Below are 23,276 nucleotides of genomic sequence, written 5' to 3'. Positions count from 1 at the left end.
TGAGATAGAGGCTTTGGTGCGGGATTTTTGCGAGGTGAAATTTTTTGCGGCGGGGAGGACGTCTTCGCGGGCAAGCCTCGCTCCTACAGGTTTTGTGTCGTTTGCAGATTATGTTATCGACCGAAAACCTGTAGGAGCGAGGCTTGCCCGCGAAGAACGATAACGCGGTCTAAAGGCTATCTTGCAGATGACTCCGCAACGCTTGAAGATCCGCTTGCAGCTTCTTCAACTGTTCCAGCGTTTGTCCGCTGGCGCCGAGGATGCACTGGGGAATGCCCCGTGCCTTGTCTCGCAGCGCACGGCCTTGCTCGGTCAGTTCGACAATCACCACTCGCTCGTCTTCACGGCTGCGGGTGCGGCTCAGCAGGCCTTCGGCTTCCAGGCGCTTGAGCAGCGGGGTGAGGGAACCGGGATCGGTCAGTAGTCGGGTGCTGATTTCGCCGACCGTCAGCCCATCCTTTTCCCACAACACCATCATCGCCAGGTACTGCGGATAGGTCAGGCCCAGCGCTTGCAGCAGCGGCTTGTAGACCTTGGTCATCAGCAGCGAGGTGGAATGCAGGGCGAAGCAGACCTGATTGTCCAGCAGCAGGTCGTCGCAGTTGTCCGGGGTGTTGCGCTCGGTGTTCATTTCAAAGCCTTGATCAGTGATCGTCATGAATCTAGCGGGCGAATCTTTAATGCGCCAGATAATTCTGGACTAGTGGCGGTCCAGGTTGGTTTGCAGCGCCAGATCCCACGGCGGGATGGGGCTGAAACGGGTCTTCAGGTATTCCAGCAACAAGCGGCTGCGCGAACTGGGTTGCTGCTCCAGGCGCAACGCATAAATGCCGGTACTTTCCGGTTTTGGCAGACCATTCTCGCAAAACAGCGGCAGCAGTTCGCCGCGCAATAAATATTCGCTGGCCAGCCAGGTCGGCAAATGCGCGATGCCCAACCCGGCCAGTGCGCCGCAGACCAGTGCCTCTGCATTGTTGGCGCTCATGCGGATTCGCGCTGGTCGGTGCAAGTGCATCTGCCCATCCCGCTCGAAGCGCCAGGCGAAGGGCGGAGCCAAGCCCTCCCAGTCGAGGCCGTCGTGGTCGACCAACTGCGCCGGATCGGTCGGCAAGCCACGGCGTTGCAGGTAATCGGGGCTGGCGCAGGCGATGCGCACCATGCTCGCCAGCGGCGTCGCCACCAGTCGGGTATCGGCCATCTGCCCGGCACGCAGCACCAGATCGACCTTGCCCAGGTTCGAGCCCTGCATGTCGACAAAGCTGTCGATCAGGTGCAATTGCACGTCGAGGCCGGGGTAAAGCGTCAGGAAATCGGCAATCACCGGCGCCAGGTGTCGGCGTCCGAACGCTGCCGGCGCATCCACCCGAATCAAGCCTTCCGGCGCACTGCTCAAGGACACTGCTTCCGCCCGGGCCAGGCGCAGTTCAGCGACGATCCGCCGCGCGCGCTCGGCAAAAGCCAGCCCGGCCGGGGTCGCACGCACGGCATGGGTGCTGCGAATGAACAACTGGCTGCCGACCGCGTTTTCCAAGCTATCAATACGTCGTGCCACCGCCGATGGCGTAAGTGGATGACGACGGGAGGCGGCGGAAAAACTGCCGCTTTCCAGCACATCGAGAAACAGGCCAAGTTGTTCGGTCAATTGATTGGGGTTCATGGTTCGTCGGCGCTTGTGCGAAATTGGCACAGCCATTGTGCGTTGCTGTGCGTTTCCCCGCCAGAGCCGACTGCGTAGGATGAACAGCCTGACAAAAGGAAATTCGCCTGTGATTGAGTTTTTGATGTATCTGGTTTTTGGCGCAGCGTTGGGAACCCTCGGCGGCCTGTTCGGCATCGGTGGCGGGTTGGTCGCGATCCCGCTGCTGGGCGTATGGTTCGGTCTTGATCAGCAGATCGCCCAAGGCACAGCGCTGGTAATGGTGGTGCCGAACGTGATGCTGGCGCTGTGGCGCTATCACCAGCGCAATCGCATTGAATTGCGGCATGCGCTGCCACTGGCCTCGATGGGGTTCTGCTTTGCCTGGATCGGTTCGATCTGGGCGGTGGGTATCGATGCGCAAACCATGCGCTTGGGCTTCGTCGCTTTCCTGATCGCTCTGTCGGCCTACAACCTGATGCGAATGTTCACCACCAACGCACCGGCCTCTTCGCAGATGCGCTATTCCTGGCCGTGGTTGGGCGTGCTCGGCGCGGCTTCCGGGACCATGGGCGGACTATTTGGAGTGGGCGGAGCAGTAGTTGCAACGCCGGTGTTGACCAGCCTGTTCGGTACCACTCAAGTGGTTGCCCAGGGGTTGGCGCTGGCGCTGGCGTTGCCGAGTACGGGCGTCACCCTGGCGACTTATGCGGTGCACAATCAGGTGCATTGGGCGATTGGCGTGCCGTTGGCGGTCGGAGGATTGATGAGCATCAGTTGGGGCGTGAGAATTGCCCACGCATTGCCGGAGCGGCTCCTGCGCGGGTTGTTCTGTGGGTTTCTGGTGGTCTGTGCGGTGATGCTCGCGTTTAAAGTTTGAAACCCTCGACGATGTGCTCGGCCAGGCATTCGGTGATCGGCGAAGGGTTGTTCAGGTTGCGGATCAGCATGATGCTGGCTTCCGGCAACAGCGGCAGGTCTTCGTTGGCACCAAGGATGCGCATGTCCGGGGTGATCAGGCTTTCCAGCTGCGCGGTGATCGCCAGACCCGCGCTGACCACGGCCATCAACGCTGACAGGCTGGAGCTGTTGTAGGCAATGCGGTAATCGCGGCCCATGGCATCCAGGGCATTGCATGCCCAGACGCGGCAGAAACAATCACTGTTGAACATCGCCAGCGGCAGCGGTGTTTGCTCATGGGCGCTGAAGCATTGGGCCTCGGCCCAGACAAAACGCTCCTTGCGCAACAATTGGCCAATCTCGTTACCCGGCTCACGGGTGACGATGGACAGGTCCAAATCCTGGCGCTGCAACAGTTGTCGGGTCGATTCGCAATGAACCTCGATCTGGATCAGCGGGTAGAACTGCGCAAAGCGCGACAGGATGCCCGGCAGAAAGCGCATGACGTAATCATCGGGCGTGCCGATGCGCACCGTGCCGACCATGTGCGGTTCGCGCAGGGTATTGAAGACTTCGCTATGGAGTTTGAGGATGCGCCGCGCATAGCCCAGTAATACCTGGCCTTCGGCGGTCAGTTTTACCTGGCGCCCGTCGCGTTCGAACAGCTGGCGCTGCAACACGTCCTCTTCCAGGCGCTTCATCTGCATGCTCACCGCCGACTGGGTGCGGTTGACCATTTCACCGGCGCGGGTAAAACCGCCCTGATCGGCAATCGCGACGAAGGTGCGCAGTACATCGGTGTCGATACTGGGGTAGGCGGACATTCATCAATCTCCGAGATGTATGCCATCAGAAACATTCGTTGGATTGATCTTAGCGCTGGCGCGAGACTTGAGCCATCCCTAAAGGAGGGCAACACGATGAAAGGTCACAACGAGCATGTAACGGAACAAAAATTCTCAATCCACGCGGTATCCGATCTGTTGCACAAGTTTAGTCGCTGGTACGAACTTCACCGTGAACGTGAAATGCTGGCGGGCTTGAGCGACGAAGCACTGAAGGATATCGGCGTGAGCCGTGCGGATGTGGAGCATGAGGCGGTAAGACCGTTCTGGGATGATCCGATGCATAAATGATGATGCCATCGCTACACAAACCACTTGCGGGTGAGGTAGGTTGCGAGCAGACAAGGAGATGCTCATGCCCGCCACACTGTCTTTTTCCCTCAATCAGGCTCGACGTCTGGCGCTGGCTGCCCAAGGGTTCAACGGGCGCCAGCCGCCGGCGACGATCAAACCGGTTCAGCTCAACCGGCTGATCGAGCGCCTGGGCATTCTGCAGATCGATTCGGTCAATGCGTTGGTGCGTTCGCACTACCTTCCCTTGTTCTCCCGTCTTGGCAATTACTCATCCGACTTGCTTGATCAGGCTGCCTGGAGTCAGGGTCGTCGACGCACGTTGTTCGAGTACTGGGGCCATGAAGCGTCTCTGTTGCCCTTATCGATGTACCCCTTGATGCGCTGGCGCATGCAGCGCGCGACCCACGGCGAAGACATCTATCAGCAATTGGCACGCTTCGGTCGTGGCGGCAGGATACGATTCGCCGCGTTTTGGCGTCGGTTCAGGAACTTGGTGCGCTGGGTGCGGGCAGCCTGTCGACCCGGCAGGAGCGGGCTGGTCCGTGGTGGGACTGGAGCGCGGAAAAGCATGCGCTGGAATGGCTGTTCGCTGCCGGTGAAGTGACCGTGGCCGGCCGGCGCGGGTTCGAACGGCTTTATGATTTGCCGGAGCGGGTGATTCCTTCGGCGATTCTTCAGCAGCCCTTGCTCAGCGAGGCCGAGGCTCAGCGTGGCCTATTACTGCACGCCGCCACGGCTTTGGGTGTCGGTACGGAAAAGGACCTGCGGGATTATTTTCGCCTGAGCCCGGCAGACAGCCGACCGCGGCTGGCGGAACTGGTCGAGGAGGGGGATCTGCTGGTGTGTGAGGTTGAACGCTGGCGGCAACCGGCCTATTGCCTGGCAGAGCCGAAAGTACCGCGCAAGGTCGAGGCCAGTGCGCTGCTTTCACCCTTCGATTCGCTGATCTGGGAACGCAGTCGTACCGAGCGATTGTTTGATTTCCGTTATCGGCTGGAGATTTATACGCCACAGCACAAGCGCGTCTACGGCTATTACGTATTGCCGTTTTTGCACAACGAGCGGATTGCTGCGCGGGTCGACTTGCGGGCCGAGCGAGCGTTGGGCCGGTTGGCGGTGCATGCCGTGCATGAGGAGGAGCCGGGGCTGGATGAGGCGGGTATGCTGGCGTTGGCGGTCAATCTGCGGCGAATGGCGGATTGGTTGGGGCTTGCGCAGATTCAATTGAATTGCCCGCGGGCGAGTGCAGCAAGATTGCGGGTGGCATTGGCACAGATTGATGGTGATTGAACTGGCCTTTTCGCGGACAAACTGTCTCCCTGTAGGAGCTGCCGCAGGCTGCGATCTTTTAGCGGTCTGGAATCAAAACAAGATCAAAAGATCGCAGCCTTCGGCAGCTCCTACACTCACCGCCGAACCTGCTTCAGGGTTTCAGCAATCAAAAACGCCAACTCCAGCGACTGATCGGCATTCATCCGTGGGTCGCAGTGGGTGTGGTAACGATCCGACAAGCCATCCTCGGTAATCGGCCGCGCGCCACCGATGCATTCGGTAACGTTCTGCCCGGTCATTTCGATGTGGATGCCGCCGGCATAACTGCCTTCCGCTTCGTGAACCTGGAAGAACTGCTTCACCTCGCCAAGAATCTGCGCAAAGTCGCGGGTCTTGTAGCCGCTGCTGGCCTTGATGGTGTTGCCGTGCATCGGGTCGGAGCTCCAAAGCACCTGCTTGCCTTCGCGCTGCACTGCGCGGATCAGCTGTGGCAGGTGATCACCGACCTTGTTCGCGCCCATCCGCGCAATCAGGTTCAGGCGGCCCGGGTCGTTGTCCGGGTTGAGCACATCGATCAGGCGAATCAGGTCTTCGGGGTTCATGCTCGGGCCGACCTTCACGCCGATCGGGTTATGCACCCCACGCAGGAATTCGACATGCGCGCCGTCCAGTTGACGGGTACGGTCGCCAATCCACAGCATGTGGGCCGAGCAATCGTAGTAGTCGTTGGTCAGGCTGTCGCGGCGCACGAAGGCTTCTTCGTAATTCAGCAGCAGCGCTTCGTGGGCGGTGAAGAAACTGGTTTCGCGCAGTTGTGGCGAGCTGTCCATGCCGCAAGCACGCATGAAGGCCAGGGTTTCATCGATGCGGTCGGCCAGGTGGCTGTACTTCTCGGCCAGCGCCGAGTTGGCGATGAAATCCAGGTTCCACTTGTGCACCTGATGCAGGTCGGCAAAGCCGCCCTGGGCAAAGGCACGCAACAGGTTCAGGGTTGCAGTGGACTGGTGGTAAGACTGCAGCAAACGTTCCGGGTCCGGTACGCGGCTTTTTTCGTCAAAACCGATGCCGTTGACGATATCGCCACGGTAGGCCGGCAGCGTTACGCCGTTGATGGTTTCATCGTTGGCCGAACGGGGTTTGGCGAACTGGCCCGCCATGCGTCCGACTTTGACCACCGGGCAACCGGCGGCGAAGGTCATGACGATCGCCATTTGCAGCAACACTTTAAAAGTGTCACGAATTTTCGCAGCGGAGAATTCGGCGAAGCTTTCGGCGCAGTCGCCGCCCTGCAACAGAAACGCCCGGCCCTGGGTGACTTCGGCAAACTGACGGCGCAACTCCCGGGCTTCACCGGCAAATACCAGCGGCGGATAGCTCGCCAGGGTTTGCTCGACGTGCAGCAAGTGCGCCGCGTCGGGGTATTGGGGTTGTTGCTGGATCGGCAGGGCGCGCCAGCTGTCAGGGCTCCAGGGTTGGCTCATTGCAGTCTCTAGTGTTTTACGCTCGGACGGTTATGTTATCAGCAATTAGTGCGTGACCTGTTCCCGTCGCTTCGCGGACAATCGCGCCTTTGCCGCACCACCCACGCGGTCTTATTGCGCTGCTATTTATTACATTGCAGGCCCGGTGACATCAGGAGACGAGATGACTGAGGAGCGCGTCGAGCATCTGCTCGCCGAGGTACAGGATGAGTTCGGCGTGATTCGCGTGCTGGAAGTGGCTGATTACCGTTTTCTGGAGTTCGGTGATGCCATCGAACAGAGCTGCGTGTTCACCGCTGACCCGAGCTGGCTCGAGTACGATTACACCCGGGCGATGCTGATTGGCGCGCTGTGCCACGAACAGCCGGAAAGCGCGCTGTTCCTCGGTCTTGGCGCCGGCACTCTGACTCAAGCCTGTCTCAAGTTCCTGCCTTTGGAAGATGTCGAAGCCATCGAGCTTCGCCCCGATGTGCCGCGTCTGGCCATCGAATACCTCGGGCTGGATGACGATCCACGGCTGTACATCCGCGTCGGCGATGCCTTGGAGCTACTCGAAACGGCTGAACCGGCCGATCTGATTTTCGTCGACCTCTATACCGATGTCGGGCCGGGTGTCGGGCATCTGGCCTGGGGTTTTCTGGAAAACTGTCAGAAACGGTTGAATCCGGGGGGCTGGCTGGTGATCAACCAGTGGGCCACCGACGATGGTCGTCCGTTGGGGGCGGCGTTGTTGCGCGGTCTCTATCACCGGCATTACTGGGAATTGCCAGTGAAGGAGGGCAACGTGATTCTGATCGTGCCATCTGAGCTGGATCAGGAACTGGATCTGGATGGGCTGATCGCTCGCGCTGAAGGCCTGGCACCGCGATTGGGGTATTCGTTGCAGTCGTTGATCAAGGCGATTCGGCCGGCGACATAAGTCGTTGTCTGTTCGGGCCCCTTCGCGAGCAAGCCCGCTCCCACATTGGATCGCGTTCTAATGTGGGAGCGGGCTTGCTCGCGAAGAGGGCCGCACAGCCAATACATCCCTCAAACCCCTTTAAAGATGCCCGGCCGTTTCTCGATCATCGACCGAACACCTTCCTTGGCATCTTCGCTATTGAGCAATGTCTTCACCAGCGCCGGCAAAGCCTGAGCTGCCGCCATTTCACCCTCATAGCGCGCCTGCCGGGCAGACATCAGCGTTGCCTGAACCCCAAGCGGCGCCTGCCGGGCAATCCGCTCCGCCAATTCAATGGCCCGCGGCAACAAGTCCTCGCTGGCCATGACTTCCTGCACCAACCCCAGATGCAAGGCGTCATGAGCGTCGAATTCATCCCCGGTAAGCAACCAGCGCATGGCATTGCCCCAACCGGCGACCTGATGCAGGCGCAAAGTGGCGCCGCCGAACGGGAAGATCCCGCGCTGCACTTCCTTCTGGGCAAAACGGGTATTGCTGGCACACAGGTTGATGTCGGCAGCCAGCATCAACTCGATGCCAACGGTCAGGCAGTAGCCTTGAGCCGCGACAATCACTGGTTTGCTGACCCGCGGGCCTGCGAGCACACCCCATGGGTCGCAGCCTCCGGGCGGTGCCTGCCAGCCTTCGGCCAGGGCTGCGCCGGCGCTGACCAGATCGAGCCCGGCAGTGAAATGCTCACCATGACCGAACACCACCGCGACCCGCGCTTCGCTGTCAGCCTCGAACTCGCCATAGGCAAGACTGAGTTCGTTGAGCAGGTCGAGGTCGAATGCATTGCGTTTGGCCGCCCGATCCAGGCCGATCATCAGGACATGGCCGTGTCGTTCACGGGTTACACGACTGGTGCTGGGCTGATTCATGGGACATTTCCTCGGGTGGGAAGGGGCGGGAAGGGATATGTGAGACCGAAGGTCTGTGTCACAAGAGTGAACCGTTTTAGCGCCATCGTCAGCAGGGCCGGGCCTTTGCAAAATAGACCGTCGCACAATTATCCGCAAAGCCCGTGACACAACGGCGTACGCCGGTTTTTTCCGATAAAAAAAGCTCCCTTTTCAGGCTAATTCCGGTATAGTGCGCGCCGGCCTTTAACCGGGCCGCGTTTAGGTAGCGCAATTCCCCGAAGCCAGCTTCGGCTGCACGTCCGCACAGCGGACTCTTCCTTGACGAATCTTTTTCATTCATTCGTTTTCGCAAATCCCCGCCGACAAAGCAGCCAGGGCGACTCTTGAGTCTTACACGGCATGCGCAGCTTTGGAGCATGGGTCTTTGCGGATGCACTTAGAGGCAGACCCATGACCCAGGAAACCGGCGGCTTCGCCGCTTTTAATCTTAATCCGAATATTCTTGCAGCCGTCATTGCGACCGGCTACGAAGAACCTTCGGCTATTCAGCAGCAATCGATCCCGATCATCATGGCCGGTCACGACATGATTGGTCAGGCGCAAACCGGTACCGGTAAAACCGCCGCGTTCGCCCTGCCGATCCTGCACCGCATCGATCCTGCAAAGCGCGAGCCGCAAGCCCTGATCCTGGCGCCAACCCGTGAGTTGGCGCTGCAAGTAGCAACCGCTTTCGAAACCTACGCCAAGCAAATGCCGGGCGTTACCGTTGTGGCCGTTTACGGCGGCGCGCCTATGGGCCCACAACTGAAAGCAATCCGTAATGGCGCACAGATCGTTGTCGCCACGCCGGGCCGTCTGTGCGACCACCTGCGTCGCGACGAAAAAGTTCTGGCTACCGTGAACCACCTGGTTCTCGACGAAGCGGATGAAATGCTCAAACTGGGTTTCATGGACGACCTCGAAGTCATCTTCAAGGCCCTGCCAGCAACCCGTCAGACCGTATTGTTCTCGGCCACCCTGCCGCAGTCGATCCGTGCCATTGCCGAACGCCATCTGCGCGATCCGCAACACGTGAAGATCCAGACCAAGACTCAGACTGTTACCGCGATCGAACAGGCTCACCTGTTGGTTCACGCTGACCAGAAGACCTCGGCTGTATTGAGCCTGCTGGAAGTGGAAGATTTCGACGCCCTGATCATGTTCGTGCGCACCAAGCAAGCGACCCTGGACCTGGCCAGTGCCCTGGAAGCCAAAGGCTACAAAGCCGCTGCGCTGAACGGTGACATTGCTCAGAACCAGCGTGAGCGCGTGATCGAATCCCTCAAGGATGGCCGTCTGGACATCGTTGTGGCGACCGACGTTGCCGCTCGTGGTCTGGACGTTCCGCGTATCACTCACGTGTTCAACGTTGATATGCCGTACGACCCGGAATCCTACGTTCACCGTATCGGCCGTACCGGCCGTGCCGGTCGCGAAGGTCGTGCGCTGCTGCTGGTGACTCCTCGTGAGCGCCGCATGCTGCAAGTGATCGAGCGTGTAACCGGTCAGAAGGTTGCCGAAGTTCGTCTGCCGGATGCTCAGGCCGTTCTTGATGCCCGCATCAAGAAGCTGACCAACAGCCTGTCGCCGCTGGTCGCTGATGCCGAATCGACTCACGGTGATCTGCTGGATCGCCTGACCGCCGACATCGGTTGCACCCCGCGTGCACTGGCCGCTGCTCTGCTGCGCAAGGCAACCAACGCTCAGGCGCTGACCCTGGCCGCAATCGAGAAAGAACGTCCACTGGTGCCGAACAACGCACCGCGTGGCGATCGTCCAGAGCGTACCGGTGATCGTCCGGACCGTGGTGATCGTGAGCGTCGTGCTCCGGTTCCATTGGCTGAAGGTCGTGCTCGTTGCCGTACCGCGCTGGGTGCGCGTGATGGTATCGCTGCCAAGAACCTGCTGGGCGCTATCCTGAATGAAGGCGGTTTGGCCCGTGAAGCCATCGGTCGCATCCAGGTGCGTGACAGCTTCAGCCTCGTCGAGCTGCCGGAAGATGGTCTGGAGAAACTCCTGACCAAGCTGAAGGACACTCGCGTTGCCGGTAAGCAGTTGAAGCTGCGTCGCTATCGCGAAGATTGATCCGCTCTCGAGCTGATTGATCGAACATAAAAAATCCCCGACTGGTTCGGGGATTTTTTTTGTCTGCTGTTTCTGCCCGGCTTTTGAGCGGAGTCGCCTCCTTCGCGAGCAAGCCCGCTCCCACACTTGATCTTCAGTGAATTCAGAATTCATGTACGACGCAGATCCAGTGTGGGAGCGGGCTTGCTCGCGAAGGGGGCAATTCGGTCTACCTGTCAGCCAAAGCGATAAATGTCCATCCCCAGCGCCCCCATGGTGAACCCCTGGTGCGCAATGCTGAACTCACCCCCGGCCGCGCGGGCAAAGTACAGCGGCAGCAGATGCTCGTCACTCGGATGGTTACGCGCAGCATTTGGAGCTTGCTGGCGATAGTCGTGCAATGCGGCTTCGTCGTTCGCTTCGAGTTTCTCGATCACCCAGTCGCGGAACACCTTGGCCCAGGGTTCGACGCTTTCCGGGCCGGCGTGCCAGTCCAGTTCGCGCAGGTTGTGGGTGATGCTGCCGGAGCCGATCAACAGCACACCGTGCTCGCGCAGACTGGCCAAGGCATGGCCCACGCGGGTTTGCAGGGCAGGACCGCCACGGGTGGGCAGCGAGACCTGCACCACCGGGATATCAGCTTGCGGATACATCAACGACAAGGGTACCCAAACGCCATGGTCGAACGGTCGCTGGCTGTTTATGCGCGCCGGCAGGCCATCGGCTTTCAGCAGCTCGACCACCTCCGCCGCCAGTTGCGGATTGCCGGGGGCCGGGTATTGCACCTCGAACAAGGCCTGCGGAAAGCCGCCGAAGTCGTGCCAGGTTTCAGGCTGAGGGTTGCCGCTGACTAGCAGCTCGCTGCTTTCCCAATGCGCGGAAACTATCACGATGGCCTTGGGTTTCGGCAATGCGGCGGCCAGGCGCGCAAGAGCCGGCCCGCTGGCGCCCGGTTCCAGGGCTAGCATCGGGGAGCCATGAGAGATATACAGGCTGGGGAACATGAATGAGCTCCTGAGAGTAAGATGGCACCATCTTCAGTCAGATCATTGATCTAAATCTAATATAAGTTTTAGGGTCTTTTGATCGAATTTTTCGGGGTTAATTATGCAGCCGGAGTTTTGGCATAAACGATGGGCGTCGAATCAGATCGGCTTTCATCTGCCGGAAGTGAATCCTCATCTGCAACGGTTTTGGCCAGCGTTGGGCCTGGAAGAGGGCACTCGCGTGCTGGTGCCGTTGTGTGGGAAAAGTCTGGATCTGTTGTGGCTGGCGCACCAAGGTCATGAGGTCTTGGGGATTGAGCTGTCGGAAAAGGCCGTGGAGGATTTTTTCAGTGAGCATCAATTTGACCCGGACGTCAGTGAACAGGGGCCGTTCAAGGTCTACCGTGCCGGTTCAATCGAGTTGTGGTGTGGCGATTTCTTTGAGCTGACGGCAGGCGATGTCGCCGATTGCAGCGGGCTGTACGACCGCGCGGCGTTGATTGCCCTGCCGCCGGCGATGCGTGAGCAATACGCGGCCCATCTGATTCGGATTCTACCGAAGGATTCTTTAGGGCTTTTGATTACGCTGGATTACGACCAGGCGCAAATGGCCGGGCCGCCGTTTGCGGTGCTGGATGATGAAGTGCAGCGGTTGTTCGGCGATGTGTGGGCGCTGAAGATTCTGGAAGACCAGGACGTCCTGGGCGAGAGCTGGAAGTTTCTTGAGGCTGGTGTGACGCGGCTTGAAGAGCGGGTTTATCGGGTTTCCAGCCATTAAGGTGTGTTGAGTTTGCTGGCATCTTCGCGGGCAAGCCCGCTCCCACAGGTTTTGTGTAATTCGCCGAATATGTGAACGACACAAAACCTGTAGGAGCGAGGCTTGCCCGCGAAGAGGGCCTGAAGAGCACCGCACTGATCAAACAGACAAAAAAAGGCCCGCATTGCGGGCCTTTTCTTTTAGTGCAGAGCCTGTCAGCCCCGACGACGCAATGCGTCAATACGCTCTTCCAGCGGTGGGTGGCTCATGAACATGCGGGCGAACCCTTGTTTGAGACCACCGTTGATGCCGAAGGCATTCAGCGTGTCCGGCATGTGCACCGGCAGCCCTTGTTCTGCACGCAGACGCTGCAGGGCACCGATCATTGCACTGGTACCGGCCAGGCGTGCACCGGCTTCGTCCGCACGGAACTCACGTTTGCGCGAGAACCACATGACGATGGCGCTGGCCAGAATACCCAGGACCAGTTCGGCGAAGATGGTCGCCACGTAGTAGGCAATGCCCTGGCCTTCTTCGTTCTTGAAGATCACCTTGTCGACAAAGTTGCCGATGATCCGGGCGAAGAACATCACGAAGGTGTTCACCACGCCCTGGATCAACGCCAGGGTAACCATGTCGCCATTGGCCACGTGGCCGATTTCGTGGGCCAGAACGGCTTTCACTTCATCCGGCGAGAAACGCTCGAGCAAGCCCTGGCTGACCGCGACCAGTGCGTCGTTCTTGTTCCAGCCGGTGGCAAAGGCGTTGGCTTCATAGGCCGGGAAAATCCCGACTTCGGGCATCTTGATCCCGGCTTCGCGGGACAATTGCTCGACAGTTTGCAGCAGCCATTGCTCGTGCCGGGTGCGCGGCTGGCTGATGATCTGGGTGCTGGTACTCATTTTCGCCATCCACTTGGAGATGAACAGCGAGAACAGGGAACCGGCGAAACCAAAGACCGCACAGAAAATCAGCAGCTGATTGAGGTTGAGATCAACCCCGTTGGCCGCCATGAACCCGTTGAAGCCGAAAAGGCTCAGGGTGATGCTGGCAATCAGCACGACCGCCAGGTTAGTGGCCAAAAACAGCAAAATGCGCATCATGGTTGTAGAAATCTCCTCGTGCTAAATATGTAGCGTACTGCGGGGTATATAAGGTGCTGCACCGGGCTATTCAACCGAGTGACTATTTCAAACTGTGTCCTACAGCAACAGTCTAGCGGCTTGAAGGGCGTTTCCGACGTCGGCATGGGAAACGGTTGTCAGCCAATTAGCCTCGCAGGCCCCCGCCGTTGTTAGGCGCGGGCATGAAACGTGTCGTCAGTCAGCGCTTGAAACAACGATGCAGGGCAGGGTGCAAAGATATGTTGCTGAATTAATCACCGTGCGACATTAACCAGCGTCGCACGGTGACAGGCCACTTATTGGCGATAGGATTTGAGGAAGTTGCCGATCCGGCCAATCGCCTGATCCAGGTCGTCGAGTCGTGGCAGGGTGACCACACGGAAGTGGTCCGGCCATGGCCAGTTGAAGGCCGTGCCTTGTACCACCAGCAGCTTCTCCGAGAGCAGCAGGTCGAGCACGAATTTCTCGTCGTTGTGGATCGGGCAGACTTTCGGATCGATCCGCGGGAACGCATACAGCGCGCCCATCGGCTTGACGCAGCTCACGCCCGGAATGTCGTTCAGCAGTTCCCAGGTACGATTGCGCTGTTCCAGCAGACGCCCTTGTGGCAGCACCAGATCGTTGATGCTCTGATAGCCACCCAACGCGGTCTGGATGGCGTGCTGGCTCGGCACGTTGGCACACAGGCGCATGTTGGCCAGCATGTCGATGCCTTCGATGTAGCTCTGGGCGTGGTGTTTCGGACCGGAAATGGCGATCCAGCCGGAACGGAAGCCGGCCACGCGATAGGACTTGGACAGGCCGTTGAAGGTCAGGCACAGCAAGTCCGGCGCCAGTGAGGCGGTGCAGATGTGCACGGCGTCGTCATACAGGATCTTGTCGTAGATCTCGTCGGAGAACACCACCAGATTGTGCTGACGGGCCAGTTCCAGCATGCCCAGCAGCACTTCCTTCGAATACACCGCGCCGGTCGGGTTATTCGGGTTGATGATCACCAGCGCTTTGGTGTTCGGGGTGATCTTGGCCTTGATGTCGGCCAGGTCCGGCCACCAGTTGGCCTGCTCGTCGCACAGGTAATGCACCGGATTGCCGCCCGACAGGCTCACTGCAGCCGTCCATAGCGGATAGTCGGGAGCGGGCACCAGTACTTCGTCGCCGTTGTTGAGCAGGGCCTGCATCGACATCACGATCAGCTCGGAAACGCCGTTGCCCAGGTAGATGTCTTCGATGCCGACGCCTTCCACCTGCTTTTGCTGGTAGTACTGCATCACGGCCTTGCGGGCGCTGAACAGGCCCTTGGAGTCGCTGTAGCCTTGGGCGGTCGGCAGGTTGCGGATCACGTCCTGAAGGATTTCATCCGGCGCTTCGAAACCAAAGGGCGCCGGGTTGCCGATGTTCAGCTTGAGGATGCGATGGCCTTCCTCTTCCAGGCGTTTGGCGTGCTTGAGCACTGGGCCGCGAATGTCGTAGCAGACGTTGGCGAGCTTGTTCGATTTGCTGACCTGCATGGCGATGTGTTCCCGAAAATGAACGATCCAGGCGGCGTATGAACGACCGTACTGGGAATCCTGCGTATTCACACAGGCCTGACGCCTCGAGTGGCGGCACTCATAATCCGTTTGAATGCGCGTGGTCTGGCTGCCAGACTGGCGTTTGACGAGGCGCAATCATACGTGCCGCCCGATCCGTGGAAAAGGTACAGATCGGGCTTTTTCAGCTGCTGAGGTGTGATCATGGAAAAGTTGGAAAAAACCCTGGAAGAATGGCGTGAAATGCTCGATCCGGAGCAGTACAACGTTTGCCGCCTCAAGGGCACCGAGCGGCCGTTCTCCGGTAAGTACAACGACAGCAAGGTCGACGGTGTTTACCACTGCATCTGCTGCAACGCACCACTGTTCGACTCAAAGACCAAATTCGATTCCGGCTGCGGCTGGCCAAGTTTCTACGCACCGATCGGCGACAGCGCCATGGTCGAGATCCGTGATGTCAGCCACGGCATGGTCCGCACGGAAGTGGTCTGTGCCACATGCGATGCACACCTTGGGCATGTGTTCCCGGACGGTCCGCCGCCCACGGGCCTGCGTTATTGCATCAACTCGGTGTGCCTGGACCTCGTTCCCCGCTCGTAATGCGAGCCCCGTAGGAGCGAAGCTTGCTCGCGAAGGCGCCGGACCAGTCAGCATCAGTGTTGAATGCCAAGACGTCTTCGCGAGCAAGCTTCGCTCCTACAGATGAACGGCGTTCAATATTTTAAATTGCACACAATTCAATTGCTCGCTATGTTTGGTCTTTGTTCTTCCATTCGGAGTTCGTGCCATGAGCGACAACCTGTTGAGCATCCCTTGCACCACCATCAAGGGCGAGCAAAAGACCCTGGCCGATTTCGCCGGCAAAGCGGTGCTGGTGGTCAACACCGCCAGCAAATGCGGGTTCACCCCGCAGTACAAAGGCCTTGAAGAGCTGTGGCAGACCTACAAGGATCAAGGTCTGGTGGTGCTCGGCTTTCCCTGCAATCAGTTCGGCAAGCAAGAGCCGGGCAACGAAGGGGCGATTTCCGAATTCTGCGAGCTGAATTACGGGGTGAGTTTCCCGCTGTTCAAGAAGATCGAAGTGAATGGTGCCGACGCCCATCCACTGTTCGTTCAGCTGAAAAAGCGCGCACCGGGCGTGCTGGGTTCCCAAGGCATCAAGTGGAACTTCACCAAGTTCCTGATCGGCAAGGACGGCCAGATGGTCAAGCGCTTTGCTCCGGCGACCAAACCGCAGGACCTGAGCCGCGAGATCGAAGCCCTGCTCAAATGAACACGTTGTCAGTTGATTCGCTAAAGCTCGACAGTCAGCTCTGTTTCAAGCTGTACGCCGCTTCTCGGGCGGTGATCCGTGCCTACAAGCCGATGCTCGATCAGTTGGGCCTGACTTACCCGCAATACCTGGCGATGCTGGTGCTGTGGGAATGGCAGGAGGCGGCGCCGGAGCAGCCGACGGTCAAGGCCTTGGGTGAGCGCCTGGCGCTGGATTCCGGGACCTTGACGCCGCTGCTCAAACGGCTTGAGCAACTGCAGCTGGTGCAGCGTCAGCGTTCGGCGCGCGATGAGCGTGAGGTGCACTTGAGCCTGTCGCCCGCCGGCAAGGCTTTGCGCGATCAGGTCGGGCCGCTCAAGGCCCGGCTGTTGTGCGATAGCGGCGTCGATCTTGATCGCCTGAATGATCTGCGCGATGGTCTTGATCACCTGTTGGGGCAAATCAAAGCACTGTCGTAGTGGGTATCCACAAGTCGAGCAGGGCGGCCAGTTCTTCCCGGCGGAAAGGTTTGGCCAGGTAGTCACTCATGCCCGCCGCACGGCAGCGTTCGCGTTCTTCGGACATGGCGTTGGCGGTCAGGGCGACGATGGGCAGCTGTGGCCAACGCCCGCTGCGACGGATCTGCCGGCTGGCTTCATAGCCGTCCATCACTGGCATGTTGCAGTCCATCAGTACCAGATCGAATTCACTCTGCTCAAGCTGATCCAGCGCTTCGCCGCCGTGGGCCGCGATGCTCACCTCGCAACCGAGTTTTCCGAGCATTCCCTTGGCCACCAACTGATTGACCGGGTTGTCCTCCACCAGCAGGATGCGTCCGCGTCGCAGGGGTGAGATGGCTTCGACCCGGGCACCGTTGATCGTGGTGAGTTCCGGCTGCAAGATCCGCCGCAATGCCTGGTAAAGCGCATTGCGCGCCAGAGGCCGTGCCTGTTGCTGTAAGGGCGCGAGGGCGTTGACTTGCTCGCTCGGCAGGAAACTGCCGTAAGCGGTTACCAACAGAATCGGCGCAGCGAAGGTAGGCCGCAGGCCAAACAGGCATTCGGGACAGTCGGTGATCAGTACATCTGGCTCCAGACCGATCAATCGATCATCGATGGAACGCTGCTGATAGTCGAGCCCCCAGCCGGGCAACAGACTGCTCAACAATTCCGCCAGACCGCTGCTGGCGGCGGTAATCGCGACGATGTTGCCCCGCAGTGCGGTCGGAGAAATGGCCCGGGTATGGCAGGGCAGGGGCAGGTCGGCGCAGAACTGACTGCCAAAGCCCGCTTCCGAGCTGATCGTCAGACGCCCTTGCATCACTTCGCAGAGGCTATAAGTCAGCGCCAGACCCAACCCGGTCCCGCCGAATTGCCGGGTAATGCCGGCGCCGGCCTGGGTGAACGGCTGGAAGATCTTGACCTGCGCGTCCTGGGCGATGCCGATGCCAGTGTCGCAGACCTCGATTCGCACACCGTCTTCGAACGTTGAAAGGCGCACATCGACCCGCCCGAAACGGGTGAACTTGAGGGCGTTGGACAACAAGTTACTGACGATCTGCCGAACCCGGGTCGGATCACCGAGCACCAGCGCGGGAAATTGCGGGTCGATCAGGCATGCCAGCTCGACACTCGGCGCGGCGTTCTGGGACAGCAGGTTGGCGGTGTCTTCGATCAACGAACCAAGGTCGAATGGAATGTGTTCGAGTTCGAGCTGGCCGGCGTCGAACTTCGACAGGTCGAGAATATCGTTGAGCAGTTCCACCAGCACTTTGCCCGAGTCATGGGCGATGGACAGCTGTTGCTGCTGCTCGGCATTGAGCGGGCCGTCCAGCGAGAGCGCGATCATCCCCAGCAGACCGTTGAGAGGCGTGCGGATTTCATGACTCATGTTGGCCAGGAACACCGAGCGCGCTTCGGCCATGTCCAGGGCAGTGCTGCGGGCGACTTCCAATTCCTCGTTGGATTGGCTGAGGCGGGTATTGATCGCCTTGAGTTCCGCGGTGCGGGCCGAGACGATGTTTTCCAGTTGCGAGAGGTAGTCGGTCAGGCGGTTTTCGGCGTTGCGTCGTTGCTGGATTTCGGTGGCAATGTTTTCGAACTGCTGATTGGCGACCTCGACCAAGACCCCGATTTCATCGTTTTCATGCCCCGTCGGACACTCCAGCAACGTCGGTTCCGCGCTGCGGGGGTCACGGCCACTGAGTTCGCGGATAACCCGCACCAGCGGTTTGGTCAGCATCACGTAAAACAGCGCCAGCAGAATGCCCGTAAGAATCAGGCTGCGCGCGAAGCCGTTGAGCAGGGTCACTTCGGCCCGGCGCAGGAAACGACTGCCGAAGGTGTAGGTATCGACTTCCAGGCGCAAGATCCCGAGGGATTCGTCCGGCAAGTGGTCGAGATAAAGGCGGTCTTCGAACTGCCGGTTGGCGCCGAACAGGAAGTCGCTGATCATCCGGTCATTGTTTTCCAGGCCCGGACGTTTGACGCTGGCCAGCACGGTATCGTTGTTGTCGATCAATTGCGCGCCGATGATTGCCGGAGAGCGCAGCAGGCCCAGGCTCAGCTCTTGGGCGAGTTCGGCATCGATGTTGTAGGCGATGCGGGACGCGGGGTTATGGCTGATTTCCAGCAAGGACAGTATTTCACGGTTGATGGAGGCGTCTTCGCTGGCATAATCGATGCCTATTTGCAGCAAGCTGAGCAGCGTGCCCAGAATGAAACCGGCCAGTACCGTAAGCCTGGCTTGTTTGTACGACAGCCGGTGGCTGAACTTGATATCCATGGGATGTTGAACCACTTCCGTTTCCCTTCGCTGCTCAAGCATAGTCGATCATCAATGGATACCGATGTTCTCGCAAAACACCTGTAGGGGTGTAGATGCTGTGTTTCGTCGATGTACCGCCATCATTACCGTGAACGTGCCCGAGGAGAAGACGTGGATTCCCGATTGAATGCTTTTCTTGAACGCGCCGATGCCGTTCTGGCCCGTATCGAGCCGCTGCTGCCCGCGCCTCGGCAAACCATCGACTGGACGCACTGTCTGGCCGCACGCTGGCAGCGCGAGGGGCGCAGCGGTTTTCTGTTGCCGCTGCAAGTCAGCCTGGACACGCGTTTGTCCGACTTGATCGGCGTTGATCGGCAACTGGAGCAACTGGGCCGCAACACCCGACAGTTTCTCGACGGCATGCCGGCCAACCACGCATTGCTCTGGGGCTCGCGTGGCACCGGTAAATCGTCGCTGGTGCGCGCCTTGCTGTCGGAACATGCCAAGAGCGGCCTGCGGCTGATCGAGATCGAACGCGATCACCTGGCGGACTTGCCGCGCGTGGTCGAGCAGATCGCCAAGTTGCCTCAGCGCTTTGTGCTGTTTTGCGATGACCTGTCGTTCGAATCGGGCGAGGGCGATTACCGCGTGCTCAAGAGCGTGCTCGATGGTTCGCTCGAACAGGCGCCAGACAACGTTCTGCTGTACGCCACCTCCAACCGTCGCCATCTGGTGCCGGAAAAGGAAAGCGATAACGAGAACTGGAAAAGGGTCGATGGCGAACTCCATCCCAGTGAGGCAGTGGAAGACAAGATCGCGCTGTCGGACCGTTTTGGTCTGTGGCTGTCGTTCTATCCGTTTACTCAGGAGCATTTCCTCAACGTCGTCGAACACTGGATCGGCCAATTGGCCGACAAGGCCGGCCTGCAGTGGCAGCGCGACGAAGCGCTGGACATCCTCGCCGTGCGCTGGGCCACGGGCCGAGGCAATCGCAACGGACGTTGCGCGTATCAATTCGCCCGCTATTGGGTCGGGCTGAAGCTGTTGGAGCATAAGGCATGATCGATTTACAAAAGAGCGGCCAAGGCCTGGAGGGCTACGGCATGCTATGGGCGCAGCTGGAATCGCTGCTGGCGGACGAGCGTGATTTTATCGCCAATGCCGCACAATTTTCGGCGTTTCTGTTCAACCAGCTCGATGACCTGAACTGGGCCGGTTTCTACCTTAATCGCAACGAAGAACTGGTGCTTGGCCCGTTTCAGGGGCAGATCGCCTGTGTACGGATTCCATTCGGTCGCGGCGTGTGCGGGGCGGCGGCGGCCACCCTGCAGACCCAGCGGGTCGAAGATGTCCATGCGTTCCCCGGGCACATTGCGTGCGACAGTGCCTCGAACAGCGAGCTGGTGGTGCCGCTGGTCAAGGACGGTCGACTGATCGGTGTGCTGGACCTCGACAGCCCGAAACTCGCGCGTTTTACTGCTGACGATCAGGCCGGTATCGAGCAACTGGCGGCGATTTTCCTGCGTCTGACCGACTGCTGATCAGGCCATCAAGCCGGCCTTGATCAGCAGGCTTGACGGGTCGACCGCATCAATCTGTCGTGGGTCGAGAAAACGCTTGGCGTACTGCAAGTAGACTTCGTCGTTGATGAACAGCCCGAACAATTCAGCGTCAATGTGGGCGTCACGGCACATGGTGGCCATGATGCCCAGTGCTTCGCTCAAGGACTTGGCTTTCTTGTAGGGGCGATCGGCCGCGGTCAGCGCTTCGAAAATATCGGCAATCGCCATCATCCGCGCCGGCAGGCTCATGTCTTCGCGCTTCAATCGTTTGGGATAACCGGTGCCGTCCATTTTTTCGTGGTGGCCGCCGGCGATCTCCGCGATGTTATTGAGGTGGCCGGGGAAAGGCAGGTGCCTGAGCATCAGGATCGTCTGCACCATGTGGTGATTGATGATGTAACGCTCCTCACGGGTCAGGGTGCCTCGGGTGATGCTCAGGTTGTAGAGCTCGCCCCGGTTGTATTTGTAGCGCGGCACGTCGAGCTTGAACCCCCACGGATTGTCGGCCGGGATCAGTTCGCTGTCGGCGCGTTCGAGCAAGTGTTCGGGTTTATCCGCCAGCAGCGGCTCGCTGACCGGCAGGGTCGGCGCCGGGGTCCGGGCCTGACGACGGTTCTCTTCCCACGAAACCCCCAGTCGATCATCCAGGGTTCGGGTCCAGGTGCGTTGGGCGATGGTGTTCAGGCGTTGCAGATCGGCCTCGGCCATGGCCTCGCTGCCAAGGTTGCAGCGGGCGATGAACGCGAAATCATCATCCAGCGCCGCCAGGTTCGCATTGCGCAATTGAGCCAGATGCTGCTCGTCACCTCCCCGCGTGATGGCCTGCCAATAGTTGATCCAGGCATCACGCTTGAGCACTTCGAAACGGGTGCGGATTTCGTGGATGCGGTCGTTCAGGGTCTCAAGCTTCGTGGCTTTGTCGACCACGTATTCAGGCGTGGTGACCTTGCCGCAATCATGCAGCCAGGCAGCGATGTGCAGGGCTTCCCACTCATCTTCGGTGGGCCGATAGCTGCTGAAGGCCGGATCCTGACTGGCCGCGGCCGCCTGCGCCAGCATCAGGGTCAGTTCCGGCACCCGCTGACAGTGCCCGCCGGTATAGGGACTCTTGGCATCGATCGCGCCAGCCAGCAGCTGAATAAAAGAGTCCAGCAACTGTTTCTGTTTGGCTTGCAGGCGCTGACTTTCGATACTCACGGCGGCGGCACCGGAAACCGCTTGGAGAAACGCGATGCGGTCCGGGCGAAGTTTTTCCAGGTCGTCCTGCGTGCCGCTGTCGGTCAGCAGCAGGATCAGCAGGCCGACGGTTTCGTTATGACGATTGTGCAGCCGGATACCGATCAGATGAACCCTTGGGCACTCCAGTGCGAGCAAAACCTTCTGCAAGTCCCCTGCCTCTTCGAAACCCAGGCTGGTGACGACATTGTTGGCGTTCGACAATTGCTGCATCCATTGAGGGCTCTGCGGATCCTGAGGCGTGTGTCCTTGAATGGCGAATGACGGTAATGCCTGTGAACTGCCGTTGATGACCAGCGCATGAGGCTCCACGCGATCGTCATCACTTTCCCGCAGGTAGAGCAGACCGGCCTGGGCCTGGCCGATCTTTACGGTTTCAAACAACACCCGTTGCAGCAGCGGGGCGAAACGGGTCTCGGCGCTCAGACTGTCGGTGATCTGGAAAAAACTCGCCAGGGTGTCTTTCATGCGCGCCATCGACACACTCAGTTGGTCGACTTCAAGCACCGGCGAGCGACGGGAGGGCGGAAAATTGAAATCGAAACTGCGAATCGCATCGGCTTCCTGCACCAGGGCGCGCAAGGGTTTGACCAGGATTCTCGAGGTCAGCCAACCCATCGGCAGGCACAACAGCAGCGTCGCCAGGGTAATCAACGCGCCTTGCCAGCGCATGCGGTAGGCATCGACGAGCAATTCATCCTCCGGCACCAGTAGCGCCAATTGCAGTCCCTGCGGGCCACCCTCCTGGATGCTGCTGCGCGCCACGATCCATTGGCGACCTGCGGCGTTCAATCGATTGACCTCGGCGGGGCTGGTGAGCAGCGCCGCGAGTGTGGGGCTCAGGTCTGCGGCTTTGGTCAATCGCGCGGTTTGGTCGTCGACGATCAGTTTGCTGCTGTCGGGGTAGGCGATGGCATTCCCTTGGGCATCGAACAGCACAATTTCGGTACTGGGGGTCACCACATGTTCGGCCAGGGTCGCCGACAGTTCAGCCAGCGTGAGGTCGGCCCCCATCACCGCATGCTCGCCACTGCGCCGGGCCAGTGTGGTGCCGACGTTGTGGGTGGAGAAAAAAAGGTAGGGTTCGGTGGTGATCTGATCACGCTCGCTACGAGCGCTGGAGAACCAGGCGCGGGTACGGGGATCGTAGGTTTCATCGGGATTGTCCTGACGGCTGATGAGGGCCAGGTTCTGATCGAAAAACATTGATTGGGAGCGGATCTGACCGCTACCTGGGTGCTCGATGCTCCATACCTGATACGCCGCCATCTCAGGTGCCTTGACCAGCGTTTTCAGGGCGCCGGTGCGCAGCGGGCGAACCATGAAGAAGTCGCCATTGCCGTATCCCAGGTACAGCGAGGCCAGATCGGGGTTGTCCTTGAGCGATTGGCTGAAAGGCTTGAGCAACGCCAGGCGTTGCTCAAGGTCGGGCGCCTCGGTCGCCGGATTGTCCGCCAGCAGGCTCAGCAGATGACGAATCGGCTGATAGGTGCGATGCAGGTCCAGACGGACATCCTGCTCGATGCGGTTGAAGAGTTTTTCGCTGCTGGAAAGAATGATCTGGGTGGTTTGCCGATAGTTGAAAATGCCCAGTACCACCCCGGTCAATAACAACAGGAAGGTGAACATCACGCTGATGTGGATGTGCAGAGGAAACCGGCGTTGATCCGGGTGCAGTGGGCTGGGCATTGCAGCTTTCTCCATGATGATTAACACACTGCTCAGCCCCC

Annotated in this window: 20 protein-coding genes and 1 pseudogene; 11 read left to right on the top strand and 10 right to left on the bottom strand. The window is 59.6% G+C overall.

The features are described from left to right. Nucleotides 1-169: 169 nt before the first annotated feature. Nucleotides 170-631: a MarR family winged helix-turn-helix transcriptional regulator gene (locus TU81_RS27400; RefSeq protein ID WP_048397610.1), complete on the bottom strand. Its 462-nt coding sequence runs from the start codon at nt 629-631 to the stop codon at nt 170-172. 69 nt (nt 632-700) lie between these two features. After that, the gene (locus TU81_RS27395) at nt 701-1,657 is read right to left on the bottom strand and encodes a LysR family transcriptional regulator (RefSeq protein ID WP_048397581.1); all 957 of its coding nucleotides are present in this window, start codon (nt 1,655-1,657) and stop codon (nt 701-703) included. 109 nt (nt 1,658-1,766) lie between these two features. On the opposite strand from TU81_RS27395, the gene TU81_RS27390 reads away from it, so the two are divergent. Then, nucleotides 1,767-2,516, top strand: coding sequence for a sulfite exporter TauE/SafE family protein (locus TU81_RS27390; protein WP_390176106.1), 750 nt, complete (start codon nt 1,767-1,769; stop codon nt 2,514-2,516). Here the strand turns inward: TU81_RS27390 and TU81_RS27385 are convergent. Next, nucleotides 2,506-3,360, bottom strand: coding sequence for a LysR substrate-binding domain-containing protein (locus TU81_RS27385; protein ID WP_038982213.1), 855 nt, complete (start codon nt 3,358-3,360; stop codon nt 2,506-2,508). The two genes, TU81_RS27390 and TU81_RS27385, sit on opposite strands and share 11 nt — an antisense overlap. Before the next feature lie 96 nt (nt 3,361-3,456). On the opposite strand from TU81_RS27385, the gene TU81_RS27380 reads away from it, so the two are divergent. Together TU81_RS27380 and TU81_RS27375 are read left to right on the top strand one after the other, a co-directional pair. Continuing rightward, nucleotides 3,457-3,672 carry a DUF1127 domain-containing protein gene (locus tag TU81_RS27380; protein ID WP_038982214.1) on the top strand — a complete coding sequence of 72 codons (216 nt, stop codon included), beginning with the start codon at nt 3,457-3,459 and terminating at the stop codon, nt 3,670-3,672. A 58-nt stretch (nt 3,673-3,730) separates the two neighbouring features. Next, nucleotides 3,731-4,965: pseudogene (locus TU81_RS27375) on the top strand (winged helix-turn-helix domain-containing protein). A gap of 116 nt (nt 4,966-5,081) precedes the next feature. On the opposite strand, the gene TU81_RS27370 reads toward TU81_RS27375, so the two are convergent. Next, complete coding sequence (locus TU81_RS27370) at nt 5,082-6,428, bottom strand: class II 3-deoxy-7-phosphoheptulonate synthase (protein WP_008009408.1); 1,347 nt, start codon at nt 6,426-6,428, stop codon at nt 5,082-5,084. 163 nt (nt 6,429-6,591) lie between these two features. Here TU81_RS27370 and TU81_RS27365 point away from each other — a divergent pair, with 163 nt between their 5' ends. Continuing rightward, nucleotides 6,592-7,347, top strand: a complete 756-nt coding sequence (locus TU81_RS27365) for a spermidine synthase (protein ID WP_038982217.1) — start codon at nt 6,592-6,594, stop codon at nt 7,345-7,347. 110 nt (nt 7,348-7,457) lie between these two features. On the opposite strand, the gene TU81_RS27360 is transcribed toward TU81_RS27365, so the two are convergent. Then, nucleotides 7,458-8,249 carry a crotonase/enoyl-CoA hydratase family protein gene (locus TU81_RS27360; RefSeq protein ID WP_048397579.1) on the bottom strand — a complete coding sequence of 264 codons (792 nt, stop codon included), beginning with the start codon at nt 8,247-8,249 and terminating at the stop codon, nt 7,458-7,460. Between the two features lie 432 nt (nt 8,250-8,681). On the opposite strand from TU81_RS27360, the gene TU81_RS27355 reads away from it, so the two are divergent. Continuing rightward, nucleotides 8,682-10,355: a DEAD/DEAH box helicase gene (locus TU81_RS27355; RefSeq protein WP_007943712.1), complete on the top strand. Its 1,674-nt coding sequence runs from the start codon at nt 8,682-8,684 to the stop codon at nt 10,353-10,355. A 215-nt stretch (nt 10,356-10,570) separates the two neighbouring features. Here TU81_RS27355 and TU81_RS27350 read toward each other — a convergent pair whose 3' ends face one another. After that, nucleotides 10,571-11,338, bottom strand: a complete 768-nt coding sequence (locus tag TU81_RS27350; RefSeq protein ID WP_048397577.1) for a DODA-type extradiol aromatic ring-opening family dioxygenase — start codon at nt 11,336-11,338, stop codon at nt 10,571-10,573. Nucleotides 11,339-11,441: 103 nt separating this feature from the next. Here TU81_RS27350 and TU81_RS27345 point away from each other — a divergent pair, with 103 nt between their 5' ends. Continuing rightward, a complete protein-coding gene (locus TU81_RS27345) occupies nt 11,442-12,098 on the top strand; it encodes a thiopurine S-methyltransferase (protein ID WP_048397572.1) in 657 nt (218 codons plus the stop codon). Nucleotides 12,099-12,292: 194 nt separating this feature from the next. Here the strand turns inward: TU81_RS27345 and htpX are convergent, their stop codons facing one another. Then, nucleotides 12,293-13,180, bottom strand: coding sequence for a protease HtpX (gene htpX / locus TU81_RS27340; RefSeq protein ID WP_007895034.1), 888 nt, complete (start codon nt 13,178-13,180; stop codon nt 12,293-12,295). Between the two features lie 317 nt (nt 13,181-13,497). Beyond that, entirely contained in the window at nt 13,498-14,709 is a 1,212-nt protein-coding gene (locus TU81_RS27335; RefSeq protein ID WP_038982221.1) for a pyridoxal phosphate-dependent aminotransferase, read from the bottom strand. A gap of 225 nt (nt 14,710-14,934) precedes the next feature. Here TU81_RS27335 and msrB point away from each other — a divergent pair, with 225 nt between their 5' ends. The 3 genes from msrB to TU81_RS27320 all read left to right on the top strand — a co-directional run bounded on the left by msrB (nt 14,935) and on the right by TU81_RS27320 (nt 16,461). Further along, complete coding sequence (gene msrB, locus TU81_RS27330; RefSeq protein ID WP_048397570.1) at nt 14,935-15,330, top strand: peptide-methionine (R)-S-oxide reductase MsrB; 396 nt, start codon at nt 14,935-14,937, stop codon at nt 15,328-15,330. A 187-nt stretch (nt 15,331-15,517) separates the two neighbouring features. After that, nucleotides 15,518-16,003 carry a glutathione peroxidase gene (locus tag TU81_RS27325; protein ID WP_038982223.1) on the top strand — a complete coding sequence of 162 codons (486 nt, stop codon included), beginning with the start codon at nt 15,518-15,520 and terminating at the stop codon, nt 16,001-16,003. Then, nucleotides 16,000-16,461, top strand: coding sequence for a MarR family winged helix-turn-helix transcriptional regulator (locus tag TU81_RS27320; RefSeq protein ID WP_038982224.1), 462 nt, complete (start codon nt 16,000-16,002; stop codon nt 16,459-16,461). Before TU81_RS27325 ends, TU81_RS27320 begins: the two co-directional genes overlap by 4 nt. Here the strand turns inward: TU81_RS27320 and TU81_RS27315 are convergent. Beyond that, on the bottom strand, nt 16,445-18,766 hold the full coding sequence (locus tag TU81_RS27315; protein ID WP_038982225.1) for a hybrid sensor histidine kinase/response regulator: 2,322 nt from the start codon (nt 18,764-18,766) through the stop codon (nt 16,445-16,447). The two genes, TU81_RS27320 and TU81_RS27315, sit on opposite strands and share 17 nt — an antisense overlap. A gap of 153 nt (nt 18,767-18,919) precedes the next feature. On the opposite strand from TU81_RS27315, the gene TU81_RS27310 reads away from it, so the two are divergent. Both TU81_RS27310 and TU81_RS27305 read left to right on the top strand, forming a co-directional pair. Continuing rightward, entirely contained in the window at nt 18,920-19,810 is an 891-nt protein-coding gene (locus tag TU81_RS27310; protein ID WP_038982226.1) for an ATP-binding protein, read from the top strand. Beyond that, on the top strand, nt 19,807-20,289 hold the full coding sequence (locus TU81_RS27305) for a GAF domain-containing protein (RefSeq protein WP_007940023.1): 483 nt from the start codon (nt 19,807-19,809) through the stop codon (nt 20,287-20,289). The genes TU81_RS27310 and TU81_RS27305 overlap by 4 nt, the downstream gene beginning before the upstream one ends. Here TU81_RS27305 and TU81_RS27300 read toward each other — a convergent pair whose 3' ends face one another. Beyond that, the gene (locus TU81_RS27300) at nt 20,290-23,235 is read right to left on the bottom strand and encodes an HD domain-containing phosphohydrolase (protein WP_048397567.1); all 2,946 of its coding nucleotides are present in this window, start codon (nt 23,233-23,235) and stop codon (nt 20,290-20,292) included. Nucleotides 23,236-23,276: the final 41 nt, after the last annotated feature.

It is taken from the genome of Pseudomonas lini (assembly GCF_001042905.1).
Taxonomy (GTDB): Bacteria; Pseudomonadota; Gammaproteobacteria; order Pseudomonadales; family Pseudomonadaceae; genus Aquipseudomonas; species Aquipseudomonas lini.
Note: the sequence above shows the minus strand (reverse complement) of the source record. Positions and strands in the feature narration are given on the sequence as shown.